Raw genomic sequence first — 14,542 nt, 5'->3', positions numbered from 1 at the left:
GAAAGGAACCCTTGTGACCAGCGTGCCCGTGATCGAACTCAACAACGGCGTGCGGATGCCGCAGCTCGGCTACGGCGTCTTCCAGGTCCCCGACGAGGAGACCACGGCCGCCGTCAAGGCCGCGCTCGAAGCGGGCTACCGCAGCATCGACACCGCGGCCATCTACGGCAACGAAAAGGGCGTCGGCCAGGCGATCGCCGAGTCCGGCATCCCGCGCGACGAGCTGTTCATCACCACCAAGCTGTGGAACTCCGCGCAGGGCTACGACTCGACGCTCAAGGCGTTCGACGAGAGCATGGCCAAGCTCGGCTTGGAGCAGCTGGACCTCTACCTGATCCACTGGCCGACGCCCGAGCGCGGCAAGTACGTCGACACGTGGAAGGCGTTCGAAAAGCTCTACGCCGACGGCCGCGTCCGCGCGATCGGCGTGTCGAACTTCCAGCCCGCGCACCTCGAGCGGCTGATGGACGCCGGTTCGGTCGTCCCCGCGCTCAACCAGATCGAGCTGCACCCGTACCTGCAGCAGAACGAGGTCCGCGAGTTCGACGAGAAGAACGGCATCGCGACCGAGGCGTGGAGCCCGCTCGCCAAGGGCGGCAGCCTGCTCGGCGACCCGGTGGTCGCCGACCTCGCGGTCAAGCACAGCCGCACGCCCGCGCAGATCGTGCTGCGCTGGCACCTGCAGCTGGGCAACGTGGTGATCCCGAAGTCGGTGACGCCGTCGCGGATCGCGGAGAACTTCGACCTGTTCGGGTTCACCCTGTCGGAGGAAGAGATGGACTCGCTGTCGCCGCTGGACCGCGGCGAGCGCACGGGCCCCGACCCCGACACGTTCAACGCCGCCTGACCGCTCGCGAGTGTTTAGGGCGGTTCTAACCGCCCTAAACACTCACGACGGGGTTACGGCTTGCGGCCTACGCCGCCCAGGGTCAGGAAGTTCAGCTCGCTCAGCGGGTGCAGGCGGGGCCCGTCCGGCCACCATTCGTGCAGGTAGACCAGCCCCGGCCGGAGCAGCTCGGTGCCGTCGAAGAACCCCGCGATCTGCTCGCGCGTGCGGTAGACGCTGCCGAGCCCGGTGCCCTGGAAGCTCGTCTCCAGCAGCCGCGCCAGCTCCTGGCGCGGCGAGTCCTCTTCCGGGTCGAAGTTGTGCGTGAGCAGCAGGTACGACCCCGGCGCGAGGGCCTCGACGTACTCCCCGACGATCGCCTTCGCGCGCTCGTAGTCGTCGACGTGGTGGATGATCGACGTCAGGATCAGCGCCACCGGCCGCGAGAAGTCGAGGTACTCCTTGACGACGTCGTCGGCGAGGGTGTCCGCCGGCCGGGTGAGGTCGGCGCCCGTGACGTGGGTCAGGTAGTTCTCCTCGAGCAGCGCCCGGCCGTGCACCTGCACCACCGGGTCGTTGTCGACGTACACGACCTGCGCGTCCGGGTTGTACCGCTGCGCCACCTGGTGGGTGTTCTCCGCGGTCGGCATGCCCGAGCCCAGGTCGAGGAACTGGTCGATGCCGCGCTTGCCGGCCAGGAACCGCACCGCGCGGACCAGCCAGTCGCGGTGCTCCTTCGCCATCGTGCGCGCGCCCGGCGCGATGGCCAGCAGCCGCCGCATCGCTTCGCGGTCGACCTCGTAGTGGTCGTGGCCGCCGAGGAGCGCGTCGGACAACCGGGCCAGGCTCGCCTTGCTGAAATCGAGTGCGGCGGCGCCGCCCTCGGTTCCCGACCGCAGGTCGCCTGGCGTCATCGGCAGCTCTCCCACTCTTCGCGTGTCCGGCAACGGACAGTGCTCAGACTACGACATGGGGTTCACCAAGTGAACCGGGCCGAAGGGCCTCATCTGCCAGGGCGTTCTCCCCGATCGCCACTTCACGCCAATGGATTCCGCCGTCCGTGGTCCGGTACACCGCGGACCCGCCGTCAGCGTCCGGCTGACCGTCGACGACGACGCCGGTGCCGCCGCCGGGGAAGTCGAGGTCGGCCAGGCCGAGCCCGCGCTCGGACAGCACGGTCGTCGTCCAGGTCCGGCCGCCGTCGGTGGTGCTGTGCAGGAACCCGGTGCCGCCGCCCACGGCCGCCACCGTCGCGGACGTCGGCGAGGCCGCGCCGAACGCCTGCGTGATCCCGGTGAAGGGGGCCGCGTCACCGCCGCTGAACGTCCCGCCGAGCCTCGGCGCGTGCCGCAGCCGCCGTTCGGTCGAGCCGGGCTGCGGGGAACCGGGGCTGCCGCTGCACAAGGCGACGACCTGCCGGTCCCGCACCCCGGCGAGCGCGGCCACCGACCCGGCCGGGCACGGCGGGTCGGCGGGCGTGAAGCGGACGCCGTCGCGGGACGTCCAGTACTTCTCCGTCCCGTAGTCCGCGCCGAGCGCGACCTGCAGGCCACCGCCGACGGCCAGGTCGCCGTAGGTGAGGCTGCCGGTGACCGCGAAGCCCGGCACCGGGACGAGCACGGGCGAACCGGCGGCCGCCGAGTACAACCGCGTCGAACCGCGGCCCTCGCCGTAGGTGGTGAGCACGGCGAAGACCCGGCCGCCGGTTTCGGCGATCTTCGAGAGGTAGTACGGCTCCCGCGCGCCCACGAGCCCGACCGGGTGCCAGCTCGCGCCGCCGTCCCGGGAAGTGCGCAGGTGGACACCGTCGCTGACGTACGCGACGCGGTCGCCGACGAAGGTCAGTGAGACGTGGTTGTGGTTGTCCGGCAACGGCATCGGCGGCGTGCCCAGCCGCCGCCAGTGCCGCCCGCCGTCGGTGGTGCCGACCAGCGCCGGGCACCACGACCCGGCGCAGGGTGAGTACCCGAGGACGTACCCGGTGTCACGGCCGGTCCAGCTGGTCGAGGCGGGCCGGAACCCTTGCGGGACGGCGGTTCCCGCGTTCGCGGGCGGGGCGAAGACGGCCAGGAGGGCGAGGAGGGACACCAGCAGCGCCGTGCGCCGGGGAGTGCTCATGATCACCTGGACGTCCCGCGCGGGGCGGGGTTGCCCACCCCGCGCGAGGTTCCGCCGCGCGGCTCAGCCCGCCGCCGCCAGCCGCGCGTCCAGCTCCGCCGAGTCGGTGACGAACCAGACGTCCTGGCCGCGGTTCGACTCCCGCACGACGTCGCGGAAGACCGTGCTCGCCTCGACGTGGTGCCGGACGTCGCCGAGGACCACCAGCCGGTAGCCGTACTGGACGACCTTCGAGAAGAAGTGGCCGATGAGCTTCGCGTGCATGTCGAAGAACCGCGCGGCGAACCGCTCGACCGGCACGACGAGCACGTCGGCGCCGAGCCCGTAGGTCGCCCCGATGAGGTCGACGGCGTCCTGCTCGGTGGCCAGCTCCGGCCCTTCGGCCGGCGCGTACCAGATGCCGACGCCGTGGCGTTGTTCGATCACGACCGGCCTCCGTTCAGGAATTCCGTGACGGCCGCGGCCCAGCCGGGCAGGAAGTGCCCGGCGTCCTCGGCCAGCCGGACGTCCGCGTCCGGCCGGGCTCGCCGCAGCTTCGCGGCCGCGTCGCGCTGGTCGAGGAGGACGTCGTGCGCGCCGAAGTGCGCCTGCACCGGCATCACCAGCTCGCGCAGCCGCTCGACGGGGACCACGGGGACCGCCTCCAGCCGCGGTTTGAAGTGCTCGAACGTCGCCAGGGTGAATTCGCCGAGCTGCACGCCGCTCCGGGTCGGCCGGGCTTCCCTGCGCGACCATCGCCAAGGAGCGACGGCGTCCCCAGTCGCCGAAGAGGCTGTAGGCGGCGAACTTCAGCAGCGGCGCGACCCGGCGGCGGCCGATCCCGGCCGGGTTGACCAGGGCCAGCGCCGCGACCCGCTCGGGGCGCCGCAGCGCGAAGTCCAGCGCCCACCAGCCACCCAGCGACGTGCCGAGGAACGCCGCGCGGGGCAGTTCGAGCGCGTCGAGGACGTCGTCGAGCCACTCGGCGTACGCCGGGGACCCCAGCGGCGGCCGGGCTTCGACGGTCCGGCCCGGCTCCCCGGGCGCGTCGACGGCGTGCACCCGCAGCCGCCCGGCGAGCGTGGCGATGTCCGGCAGCCAGTGCGCGGCCGTGCCGCCGGAGCCCTGCAACGCGACGACCGGCGGGGCGTCCACCGGGCCGGACACCACGGCGAAGGTGTCCCCCAGCCGGGTGGCCAGCGTGCGCGGTTCGGCGGGCACGGGCCAGCGGTCCAGCAGGACGTCGTAGCGCCGCCGGACGGCTTCCGCGCCCGCGGCCGAGCGGTAGACGGTGGTCATGCGAGGCCTTCGGTGAAGCTCGCGACGAGCCGCAGCAGGTCGGCGCCGGCGGCGAGGTCGCCGAACACGACGATCTTCATGGTGGAGCGCTCCTTGTCGTGGATGGTTTCGACGCGCAAGGGCCGCTCACCCCCGTCCCGCGGTCCGTTCACCGACGCGACGACCAGCGTCGCGATCCGGTCGGCCGTCGCGCGGTCGACGTCGCCGATCTCGACGACGCCCGACAGTTCGGCGGCCCGCGCCGGCCGCGGGTCCGCCACCGGCAGCCCGGTGAAGGCCTCGAGGTCGTCGGCGGCGATCCGGTACTGCTTGCCGATCCGGACCGCCTTCAGCCGCCCGTCCCGCACGTAGTTCCGGACCGTCCGGACGTGCAGGCCGAGCTTCGCGGCGACCTGTTCGACGGAGAAGACCTCCTGCGCCATGTTCCTCCTTGCATGTTCCCTAAACTACCCTATCACGTCAAGCGATAAGGAACTTTGCGGAACGTCTGGTTTGCCGTCCCTGGTCGCGGGTACCTCACAGGGGCACCGCACGCCCCAGATTCCGTCCACATCGGACAGTCGAAAGGACGGCGACGACGATGCCGTACCCCCCGCCCCCGGAGCCGTACGACCCGCGGTACGTGCCCGAAGAAGCCGAGGAGATCGAAGAGCGCACGGCGCCGCGGATCCGGTTCGTGCGCACGGTCAACGCCCTCATCCACCTCGTGTGCGTGCTGTTCGCGTTCGTCCTCGCCGTGCACATCGTGCTGGTCCTCGGCGAGGCGAACGCGTCGAACGGCTTCGCGCACCTCGTCTCCGAGTGGTCGGCCAACGTCTCGCTCGGCCTGCGCAACCTCTTCACGCCGGACTCCGAGAAGCTGCGGACCTTCCTCAACGACGGCCTCGCGGCGATCATCTGGCTCGCCATCGGCGGCATCCTGACCGACGTCGTCACGCGCATCGGCGTGCCCGGCCCCAAGCGGGTCTGGTACCGCCGCCGCAGCTACCGCTGAGCACGCGAAAGGCCTCCCCGGCTCGCGGCCGGGGAGGCCTTCGCACGCGCGTTCAGTGCCGTTGCGGCTGTTCGGTACCCGGTTGGACGGGCTCCGGTTCGGGCTCGGGCCGAGCCTGGTCGGCGGGTTCGCCACCCCGGGGAGCCGGGACGCCCTCGGCGGCGATCGCGTCGAAGTGTTCACGGCACCAGCGGCCGTAGCGCCTTGCGTGCACAGTCATCGCGTCCACCTCCTCTCCACGGGCGATCCAGGTCACACCCTCAGCGTGCTCCGCCACGGTGCCGATTGCCAACAAATTTAAGCCGGACTTAAGACACGAACGGGGGAAACGTCCACAGAGGACGGTATTCAGCCCGCGAACTCCTTGACGACCGTCCGGCAGAAGACCGGCAGGTCGTCCGGGTTGCGGCTCGAGATCAAGCCGTTGTCGACGACAACCTCTTCGTCGACGACCGTGGCCCCGGCGTTACGCAGGTCGGTCCGGATGCTCGGGTACGAGGTCAACCTCCGGTCACGGACGACATCGGCTTCGACGAGCGTCCACGGACCGTGGCAGATCACCCCGACCGGCTTGCCCGCCCGCACGAAGTCGCCGGCGAACTTGACCGCGGCGGGGTCCGTGCGCAGGTTGTCCGGGTTCATCGTGCCGCCGGGCAGCAGCAGCGCGTCGAAGTCGCCGACCTCGACGTCGGCCACCTTCCGGTCGACCGGGAACCGGTCACCCTTGTCGATGTCGCCGTGCATCGCCTGGATCTCGCCGGTGTCCAGCGACACCAGCTCGACCGTCGCGCCCTCGTCGAGGACGGCTTGGCGCGGCTTTTCCAGCTCGACCTGTTCGACGCCGTCCGCGGCCAGGATCGCGACCCGGCGTCCTTGAAGTGAGTTCGCCATGGGACCGAATTACCCCGTGAAGAGGCGGTCAAACCCAGTCCAAAAAGGACTATTCGGCACATTCGATCGCCAGCACAGCGATGTCGTCGTGCGCCGAGCTGCCGAGCCAGTCACGCACGGCCTGACGCAGCCGCCGCACCACTTCGCGCGCCGGTTCCCCCGCCGCGGCCGTCAGGACCGCGCGCAGCCGGTCGTCGCCGAACAGCTCGGCCTGGTCGTGCCGGTTGCGGGCCTCGGTGATGCCGTCGGTGTAGAGCAGGCAGATGTCGCCGCGCTCCAGCCGCACCCGCGCTTCGGCGAACCGGGCCTGCGGCGAGATGCCGACGAGCGTGCCCGGCACGGTGACCTCTTCGACCCCGCCCGCGTGGCGCACGACCAGCGGCGCCGGGTGCCCGCCGGAGGCCAGCGTGAGGTCGACGCCCTCGGCCGACGGCTGCGCGGTTCCCAGCACCAGGGTGGCGAACCGGCTGCTGCCGCCGGCGATGAGCAGCTCGTTGAGCAGCCGCAGCAGCGTCCGGCCGTCGCGCTCGACCATCGCGAGCGCGGTCAGCGCGTGCCGGACCCGCCCGGTCAGGGCCGCGGCCTCGGCGCCCTTGCCGCAGATGTCGCCGAGCACGAGGAACGCGCTGCCGTCGTCGTGCGGGAGGACGTCGAAGAAGTCGCCGCCGACGGTGAGCACCCCGGCCGCCGGCTCGTACCAGGTCTCGAACCGGGCGCCGTCGAGCTCGGGCGGGTCCACCGGGCGCAGCGTCGTCTCGAGGCCGCGCGTGGCCTCCTCTTGGCGGGCGTAGCGCTGCGCGTTGGCCAACGCCGTCCCCGCCGCCTTGGCGAACTCGACGACCGCGCGGACCTGCTCGGAGCCGAACTCCGGGTCGGCGCGGCGGCCCAGCAGCAGCGCGCCGGTGACGCCGGCGCTCGCGCTCGGGCCGAGGGAGACGACCGTCACGTCGGCGTGCCCGGCGAAGTGATCGGCGACGACCGAAGGCAGCGTCGCGACCTCGGCCGCGGGCACCGGGGCGAGCTGCGGACGCCCGACGGTGCCGAACGTCGCCGCGAGGACCGGTGCGACCTGCGCCGGGACCCGCCGGATCCGGCCGTGGCCCTGCGCCGACGGCCGCTCGCAGCTCCACCACTCCCACCGGCCGCGGGTGGTCGGGAGCAGCACGAACACGGTCTCGGCCAGCGCGGACGCGGCCAGCTCGGCGATCACCCGCGCCGTGCCGTGGCGCCCGCGCGCGCCGGCGAGGCGCGGACCGGCCTCGGCGAGGAAGTCGCCGACGTGCCGCTGCGGGACGTCCTCGGCGGGCACCGTCCAGGAGTGCCAGCCACCGGGCAGAGCGCGGATCCGGGCGGGATGGCGGTTTCCGGCCACTTCGACGTGACCGGAGGTTTCGGCGAGGGGGTGCAGCTGCGGCTCGGCACTGCCGGTGAGCGTCCGCCCGGCCGGGTTCGCCCAGCGCAGCACCCCTTCGGCGTCCTGGAGGAACACCGCGTCGCGCACGTCTTCGAGGACGGCCCGCCCGAAGGCGTCGAAGCCCGGCGGCGCGTCCTCACCGGTCATCGGCGGCAGGGCCGCCGACGCCGGGGCCGGACGTGACACCATGCACGGACCTCCTGCCTCCGGACTGCTATCGCACGGCTACCGCGTGAGCGGGCGGACTGGCTCGAAGTGTAGGGCGAATCATGGCACGCTGGGTCGACGACCATGGCTGGCGCATGCGTGGTGGAGAGGGTCGGCACACATGACAACGGAATCCCAGAGCGAAGCGGCCGCGCTGGAACGGCTGCTCGTCGCGGTGCGGGATCTCGGGGACGGCAACTTCCGCCGGCGGCTCGTGCCGCACGGCGACGGCATCTCGGCCCAGCTCGCGGTCGCGTTCAACGACATCGCCGAACGCAACCAGCGGCTGGTCAGCGAGCTGCTGCGGGTGCGCGGGGCGGTCGGCCAGGAAGGCAGGCTGAGCGAGCGGCTCGAAGGCGAGGTCGGCCCCGGCGGCTGGAGCACCGCCGTCGACGCCGTCAACGGCCTGGTCGAGGACCTCACGCGCCCGGCGATCGAGCTGGAGCGCGTGCTCGGCGCGGTCGCCGACGGCGACCTGTCGCAGCCGATGACCCTGGCCCTCGACGGGCGCCCGCTGCAGGGCGCGTACGCGACGCTGGCGAAGACGGTCAACGGCCTCATCGCGCACCTGTCCCGGTTCGCCGCCGAAGTGACGAGGCTCTCCCGCGAGATCGCGGGTGAGGGACGTCTCGGCGGCCAGGCGGTCGTCCCGGGCGTGTCCGGCACCTGGCGCGACCTGACCGACTCGGTCAACTTCATGGCCGACAACCTCACCGAGCAGGTCCGCAACATCGCGCAGGTCACCACGGCCGTCGCGCGCGGCGACCTGACCCAGAAGATCAACGTCGACGCCCGCGGCGAGATCCTCGAGCTGAAGAACACCATCAACACGATGGTCGACCAGCTCTCCGCCTTCGCCGACGAAGTCACCCGCGTCTCCCGCGAGGTCGGTTCGGACGGCAAGCTGGGCGGCCAGGCCCAAGTGCCGGGCGTCGCCGGGACGTGGCGCGACCTCACCGACTCGGTCAACCTGATGGCCGACAACCTCACCGACCAGGTCCGCGGGATCTCCCAGGTGGCGACCGCGGTGGCCAGCGGCGACCTGACGAAGAAGATCGACGTCGACGCCCGCGGCGAGATCCTCCAGCTGAAGAACACGCTGAACACGATGGTCGACCAGCTCTCGGCGTTCGCCGGCGAAGTCACCCGCGTGGCCCGCGAGGTCGGCAGCGAGGGCAAGCTGGGCGGGCAGGCCGAGGTGCCCGGCGCGGCCGGGACGTGGCGCAGCCTCACCGACTCGGTCAACCAGATGGCCGACAACCTCACCGACCAGGTCCGCAACATCTCGCACGTGACCACGGCCGTGGCGAAGGGCGACCTGACGCAGAAGATCACCGTCGACGCGCGCGGCGAGTTCTTCGAGCTCAAGACGACCATGAACACCATGGTGGACCAGCTGTCCGCGTTCGCCGACGAAGTCACCCGGGTGGCGCGGGAGGTCGGCACCGAGGGTCAGCTGGGCGGCCAGGCGCAGGTCCCCGGCGTCGCCGGGACGTGGCGCGACCTCACCGGCTCGGTCAACTTCATGGCCAACAACCTGACCACCCAGGTGCGCAACATCGCCCAGGTCGCGACCGCCGTCGCGCGGGGCGACCTGACGCAGAAGATCGCGGTCGACGCCCGGGGCGAGATCCTCGAGCTCAAGAACACGCTGAACACGATGGTGGATCAGCTGTCCGCGTTCGCCGACGAAGTCACCCGAGTGGCGCGCGAGGTCGGCACCGAGGGCAAGCTCGGCGGCCAGGCCACCGTGCCCGGCGTCGCCGGGACCTGGAAGGACCTGACCGACAACGTCAACTCCATGGCGAACAACCTGACCGAGCAGGTCCGGAACATCGCCCAGGTGACGTCGGCGGTCGCGAAGGGCGACCTGACGCAGAAGATCTCGGTCGACGCGCGCGGCGAGATCCTGGAACTCAAGACGACGCTGAACACGATGGTGGATCAGCTGTCCGCGTTCGCCGACGAAGTCACCCGAGTGGCGCGCGAAGTCGGCACCGAAGGCATCCTCGGCGGCCAGGCCCGCGTCCGCGGCGTCGCGGGCACGTGGAAGGACCTGACCGACAACGTCAACGTCATGGCCGACAACCTGACCGACCAGGTCCGCAACATCGCCACGGTGGCGAGCGCGGTGGCCAACGGCGACCTGTCGAAGAAGATCCGGATCGAGGCCCAGGGCGAGGTCGCGGCGCTGGCCGAGACGCTGAACGGGATGGTCGAGACGCTGCGCGCGTTCGCCGACGAGGTCACCCGCGTCGCCCGCGAGGTCGGTACGGAAGGCATCCTCGGCGGCCAGGCCCGCGTCCCCGGCGTCGCCGGGACCTGGAAGGACCTCACCGAGAACGTCAACTTCATGGCGCACAACCTGACCAGCCAGGTGCGGAACATCTCGCAGGTCACCACGGCCGTCGCGAAGGGCGACCTGACCAAGAAGATCGACGTCGACGCCCGCGGCGAGATCCTCGAGCTCAAGACCACGATGAACACGATGGTCGACCAGCTCTCGGCGTTCGCCTCCGAGGTCACGCGCGTGGCGCGCGAGGTCGGCACGGAAGGCAAGCTGGGCGGCCAGGCCGAGGTCGACGGCGTGTCGGGCACCTGGCAGCGGCTCACCGAGAGCGTGAACCAGCTGGCCGGGAACCTGACCACGCAGGTCCGCGCGATCGCGCAGGTGGCGACGGCGGTGACGGCGGGCGACCTGACCCGGCACATCACCGTCGACGCGTCCGGCGAGGTCGCGGACCTCAAGGACAACATCAACCAGATGATCGCGAACCTCAAGGAGACGACGAGGACCAACCGCGAGCAGGACTGGCTGAAGACGAACCTCGCGCAGCTGTCTGGCCGGATGCAGGGCCACCGCGACCTCGCGTCGGTCGCGTCGCTGATCCTGTCCGAGCTGGCCCCGCTGGTCCGCGCGCAGCAGGGCGCGTTCTTCCTGGCCCGCGACGACGACCGCGACGGCACGGTGCTCGAGTGCATCGCGGCGTACGGGCTCGCGCAGTCCCGCGCCGGGCTGCGGTTCGCGCTCGGCGAGTCGCTGATCGGGCAGGCCGCCGTCGACCACCGCACGATCCTGGTCCAGGACGCGCCGCCGGAGTACGCGCTGGTGTCGTCCGGGCTGGGTTCGGCCGCGCCGGTGAACCTGATCGTGCTGCCGGTGCTGTTCCAGGGCGACGTGCTCGGCGTGCTGGAACTGGCCTCGGTCAACGAGTTCAGCACGGTCCACCAGGACCTGCTCGAGCAGCTGCGGCACACGATCGGCGTCAACGTGAACACGATCCTGTCGAACTCGCGGACCGAAGCACTGCTGACGGAGTCGCAGCGCCTGGCGCAGGAGCTGCGGGCGCGGTCCGAGCAGTTGCAGGCCCAGCAGGGCGAGTTGCGGCGGTCCAACACCGAGCTGGCCGAGAAGGCGGCGCTGCTGGCCCAGCAGAACCGCGACATCGAGGTCAAGAACAGCGAGATCGAGCAGGCCCGCCAGGAACTGGAAGAGCGCGCCGGGCAGCTGACGGTGGCGTCGCAGTACAAGACGGAGTTCATGGCGAACATGTCGCACGAGCTGCGGACGCCGTTGAACAGCGCGTTGATCCTGGCGAAGCTGCTGTCGGAGAACCCGGAAGGGAACCTGACGGAGAAGCAGATCCAGTTCGCGAAGACGATCTACGCGGCCGGGTCGGACCTGCAGCAGCTGATCAACGACATCCTCGACCTGGCGAAGGTCGAAGCGGGCCGGCTGGACATGCAGATGTCCGACATCACGCTGCCCGAGCTGGTGGACTACGTCGAGTCGCTGTGCCGTCCGCTGACCGCGGACAAGGGCCTCGAGTTCGCCGTCCACATCGACCCGCCGGTGCCGGGCAGCGTCCACACCGACGAGCACCGGCTGCAGCAGATCCTGCGCAACCTGCTTTCGAACGCGGCGAAGTTCACCGACGAGGGCAGCGTCCGCCTGCACATCCGGGCGGCGGACCCGGCGGAGGTGGAGCAGGAGTCGCTGCGCAACGCACCGGGGATCATCGCTTTCGCGGTCGAGGACACCGGGATAGGGATTCCGGAGGAGAAGCTGGCGGTGATCTTCGAGGCGTTCCGCCAGGCGGACGGCACGACGAGCCGCAAGTACGGCGGAACGGGCCTGGGGCTGAACATCAGCCAGCAGCTGACGGAACTGCTGGGCGGCGAGCTGCGAGTGGTGAGCGAGCCGGGCGTCGGCTCGACGTTCACGCTGTACCTCCCGGTGGCGGCGGCCAACCTCGTGGACCCGGCGGTCACGGCCCCGGCGTCCCCGAAGGTCCCGGCATTGCCGAGCACGGTCCTGGTGGCGGCGCCGGACATCGCCCCGAAGCGTTTCCACGGCGAGAAGGTCCTGATCGTCGACGACGACCTCCGCAACGTGTTCGCCCTGGCGGCGGTCCTGGAGCAGGCGGGCCTGGAGGTGGTCTACGCGGAGACGGGCGTGGACGGAATCCGGGCCTTGGAACGCCACGAGGACACGGCGTTGGTGCTGATGGACGTGATGATGCCGGAGCTGGACGGCAACGCGACGATCGCGGCGATCCGCGCCGAGGCGACCAACGCCGACCTGCCGGTGATCGCGGTCACGGCGAAGGCAACGCCGGAGGACCGGGCGAGGACGTTGGCGAGCGGAGCGGACGAGTACATCACGAAGCCGGTCGACACGGACAAGCTGCTGGACGTGATAGCGGCCAAGCTGGAGGCCGACGCCGCGTCGGCGCGCGACGTCGGCTCCGCTGCTGGAGCGGGTGACGGGAATCGAACCCGCGTAGCTAGTTTGGAAGACTAGGGCTCTACCATTGAGCTACACCCGCGTGCCCCCGGAGGTACCCGGGTGCGTGGCCAGGATAGCGTGACCCGCTAGGCTGATCACACACCCCCCTGGGGGTGTCACGGGATGTGGCGCAGCTTGGTAGCGCATTCGCTTTGGGAGCGGAGGGTCGCAGGTTCGAATCCTGTCATCCCGACCACAGGGGCTGGACCTGCGGGTTCAGCCCTTTTTCGTGCCGTCGGACGCGGCCCGGGAGCTAGCACAGCGCTCAGTGACACTTCGCTTTGAGAGTGAGCACATGAGGACGCAGCCAGCCAGCACACCTGTCCCAGCCTGGGCAAACGCCCTCATCGACGAGTGGTCGATGACGCTGGAGTCCGAGAACAAGAGCCCCAAGACCATCCGGTGCTACACCGACGTCGCCCGGAAGTTCCACACCTGGCTGGCCGAGCCCATCGCGCCGCTCGAGGTCCCCGATCCTCGCGCGTGGCTCGACCGCCTGCCCGCCCCGCCGCAGGCCCCCGAGGACTACCGCGACGGGCACGTGAAGGCCTGGATCGCCTACCGCCTGGCCACGACCAGCCCCGGCAACGCCAACAACAACTACCGAGCGTTACAAACCTACTTCAACTGGCTCCTCGACGAGGACGAGATCGAAACACACCCGATGGCGAGGATGAAGCCGCCGCACGTCCCTGAACAGCCGGCGCCGATCACATCGGTCGACTTCATCAAGAAGGTACTCGCGGGGTGCGCGGGCAAAGACTTCGTCAACAGGCGCGACGAGGCGATCATCCGACTGATCTGGGACACCGGCGGCCGCCTCTCCGAGATCGCGAACATCGACATGGAACGCGACCTTGACCTACAACGGCGGGTCGTGAACGTTCTGGGAAAGGGCGGGAAGTGGCGAGCGCTGCCGTTCACTCCGGCCACCGGCAAGGCCCTCGCCCGCTATATCCGGGCTCGATCCCGGCACCCCCATGCCGATGGGACCACCCGGCTGTGGCTCGGCGAGCATCGACGCCGCACTCCATTATCTGACAATGGCATCAAAATCATGCTGAGGCGCCGAGGCCGCGCCGCCGGCGCGCAGGAAGAACTTGGCCGCGATCTGCACGCGCACCTTGGTCGACACTTCCAGTCCCATCACTTCCTGAAAGCCGGCGGCAGCGAGGGCGATCTCATGCTGCTGAACGGTTGGACGACCCCGCAGATGGCGCGCCGATACGGAAAGAGCGCCGCGGCCAGCCGGGCACACGAGGCCGCGGATCGTATTCGTGTCGGCGAACTTCTGTAAAGCCCGCAGTAGTCCCCATACCATCGAGACGGGGAGGTACGCGCATGCTGGGCGTGCCGAAACATTTCTTCCTTCCTGGCCAAAGGCCCTGCCGAGAAAGTTTCGGCTATGGGGTTACAAGAGCTCGGGGTCGCTCGCCAAGAAGCCGAGGCCCCGCAACGGGGCCACGGAAGGGCGGCGATGAACGCCGAAGAGCAGGTTGTCGAAGTCGACGTGGACCTCGTCAAGTCCGACGAGATCGCGATGAGCGAGCGAGCGGAGCGACGCAAGAAGGCCTACGTCGTCGAGGTGCGGACGCGGGCTGGGTTCGAAGCCCGGTTCCGAGTCCACCAAGAGAAGGTCGAGAAGCTCGCCCGGCAGGCCGAACGCCAGTTCATCCGTCGCGGCGAGCTGGCCGAGGGTGACTGCCGGCTCGAGAAGCTGGCGGGCGGGACGTCGGTGCCGCTGGTCCCTTCGGCGACGCTAAAGGAGGCGGGCGTGGTGGCCGGCACAGTGTGTGTCCTGGTCGTCGCGGACCCACAGGTCGACGGATGACGACGCATCCCGCGCCGCTCGCGCAGTTGCTCGACGACGAGGTCGAGGTTGTCCGGTCCCGGCTCGGGGACCGGACAACCCGGGATCGAACGCGTAGGTTCGACGATCCGAATGCCGCTGTCCGCGCCCGACGTCAACCATCCCATACTGACGTTCCCAGCGGCGCGAAAAACGTGCCAGGCGTGGCTACACTC

12 protein-coding genes and 2 tRNA genes are annotated in these 14,542 nt (G+C 70.5%); 6 read left to right on the top strand and 8 right to left on the bottom strand.

All coding sequences use genetic code 11. The features are described from left to right. Window positions 1–13: 13 nt before the first annotated feature. The gene (locus QP939_RS29235; protein ID WP_285449407.1) at window positions 14–847 is read left to right on the top strand and encodes an aldo/keto reductase; all 834 of its coding nucleotides are present in this window, start codon (window positions 14–16) and stop codon (window positions 845–847) included. Between the two features lie 53 nt (window positions 848–900). Here QP939_RS29235 and QP939_RS29230 read toward each other — a convergent pair whose 3' ends face one another. The 4 genes from QP939_RS29230 to QP939_RS29215 all read right to left on the bottom strand — a co-directional run bounded on the left by QP939_RS29230 (window position 901) and on the right by QP939_RS29215 (window position 4,644). Then, window positions 901–1,740 (bottom strand): SAM-dependent methyltransferase, encoded by an 840-nt coding sequence (locus tag QP939_RS29230; protein WP_285449406.1) that lies wholly within the window; start codon window positions 1,738–1,740, stop codon window positions 901–903. A 43-nt stretch (window positions 1,741–1,783) separates the two neighbouring features. Beyond that, window positions 1,784–2,944 carry a sialidase family protein gene (locus QP939_RS29225; RefSeq protein ID WP_285449405.1) on the bottom strand — a complete coding sequence of 387 codons (1,161 nt, stop codon included), beginning with the start codon at window positions 2,942–2,944 and terminating at the stop codon, window positions 1,784–1,786. Window positions 2,945–3,007: 63 nt separating this feature from the next. Next, window positions 3,008–4,222, bottom strand: coding sequence for an alpha/beta fold hydrolase (locus QP939_RS29220; RefSeq protein WP_285449404.1), 1,215 nt, complete (start codon window positions 4,220–4,222; stop codon window positions 3,008–3,010). Continuing rightward, window positions 4,219–4,644 carry a helix-turn-helix domain-containing protein gene (locus QP939_RS29215; protein WP_285449403.1) on the bottom strand — a complete coding sequence of 142 codons (426 nt, stop codon included), beginning with the start codon at window positions 4,642–4,644 and terminating at the stop codon, window positions 4,219–4,221. The genes QP939_RS29220 and QP939_RS29215 overlap by 4 nt, the downstream gene beginning before the upstream one ends. Before the next feature lie 158 nt (window positions 4,645–4,802). On the opposite strand from QP939_RS29215, the gene QP939_RS29210 reads away from it, so the two are divergent. Continuing rightward, window positions 4,803–5,216, top strand: a complete 414-nt coding sequence (locus QP939_RS29210; protein WP_285449402.1) for a hypothetical protein — start codon at window positions 4,803–4,805, stop codon at window positions 5,214–5,216. Between the two features lie 52 nt (window positions 5,217–5,268). Here the strand turns inward: QP939_RS29210 and QP939_RS29205 are convergent, their stop codons facing one another. The 3 genes from QP939_RS29205 to QP939_RS29195 form a co-directional block, all read right to left on the bottom strand. Next, the gene (locus QP939_RS29205; protein WP_285449401.1) at window positions 5,269–5,436 is read right to left on the bottom strand and encodes a hypothetical protein; all 168 of its coding nucleotides are present in this window, start codon (window positions 5,434–5,436) and stop codon (window positions 5,269–5,271) included. A 128-nt stretch (window positions 5,437–5,564) separates the two neighbouring features. After that, window positions 5,565–6,107 carry a type 1 glutamine amidotransferase domain-containing protein gene (locus tag QP939_RS29200; protein WP_285449400.1) on the bottom strand — a complete coding sequence of 181 codons (543 nt, stop codon included), beginning with the start codon at window positions 6,105–6,107 and terminating at the stop codon, window positions 5,565–5,567. A 49-nt stretch (window positions 6,108–6,156) separates the two neighbouring features. After that, complete coding sequence (locus tag QP939_RS29195) at window positions 6,157–7,710, bottom strand: SpoIIE family protein phosphatase (protein WP_285449399.1); 1,554 nt, start codon at window positions 7,708–7,710, stop codon at window positions 6,157–6,159. 139 nt (window positions 7,711–7,849) lie between these two features. Here QP939_RS29195 and QP939_RS29190 point away from each other — a divergent pair, with 139 nt between their 5' ends. Then, window positions 7,850–12,532, top strand: a complete 4,683-nt coding sequence (locus QP939_RS29190; protein ID WP_285459872.1) for a HAMP domain-containing protein — start codon at window positions 7,850–7,852, stop codon at window positions 12,530–12,532. Here the strand turns inward: QP939_RS29190 and QP939_RS29185 are convergent. Continuing rightward, a tRNA-Gly gene (locus tag QP939_RS29185) sits at window positions 12,484–12,557 on the bottom strand. The genes QP939_RS29190 and QP939_RS29185 overlap by 49 nt on opposite strands. Before the next feature lie 79 nt (window positions 12,558–12,636). Here QP939_RS29185 and QP939_RS29180 point away from each other — a divergent pair. The 3 genes from QP939_RS29180 to QP939_RS29170 all read left to right on the top strand — a co-directional run bounded on the left by QP939_RS29180 (window position 12,637) and on the right by QP939_RS29170 (window position 14,348). Next, a tRNA-Pro gene (locus tag QP939_RS29180) sits at window positions 12,637–12,713 on the top strand. A gap of 99 nt (window positions 12,714–12,812) precedes the next feature. Beyond that, the gene (locus tag QP939_RS29175) at window positions 12,813–13,814 is read left to right on the top strand and encodes a tyrosine-type recombinase/integrase (RefSeq protein ID WP_285449398.1); all 1,002 of its coding nucleotides are present in this window, start codon (window positions 12,813–12,815) and stop codon (window positions 13,812–13,814) included. Between the two features lie 180 nt (window positions 13,815–13,994). Further along, window positions 13,995–14,348, top strand: a complete 354-nt coding sequence (locus tag QP939_RS29170) for a hypothetical protein (protein WP_285449397.1) — start codon at window positions 13,995–13,997, stop codon at window positions 14,346–14,348. Window positions 14,349–14,542: the final 194 nt, after the last annotated feature.

Source organism: Amycolatopsis nalaikhensis (genome assembly GCF_030264295.1).
Taxonomy (GTDB): domain Bacteria; phylum Actinomycetota; class Actinomycetes; order Mycobacteriales; family Pseudonocardiaceae; genus Amycolatopsis; species Amycolatopsis nalaikhensis.
The sequence above is the reverse complement of the archived record's forward strand: the minus strand, read 5'-3'. Positions and strand labels throughout refer to the sequence as shown.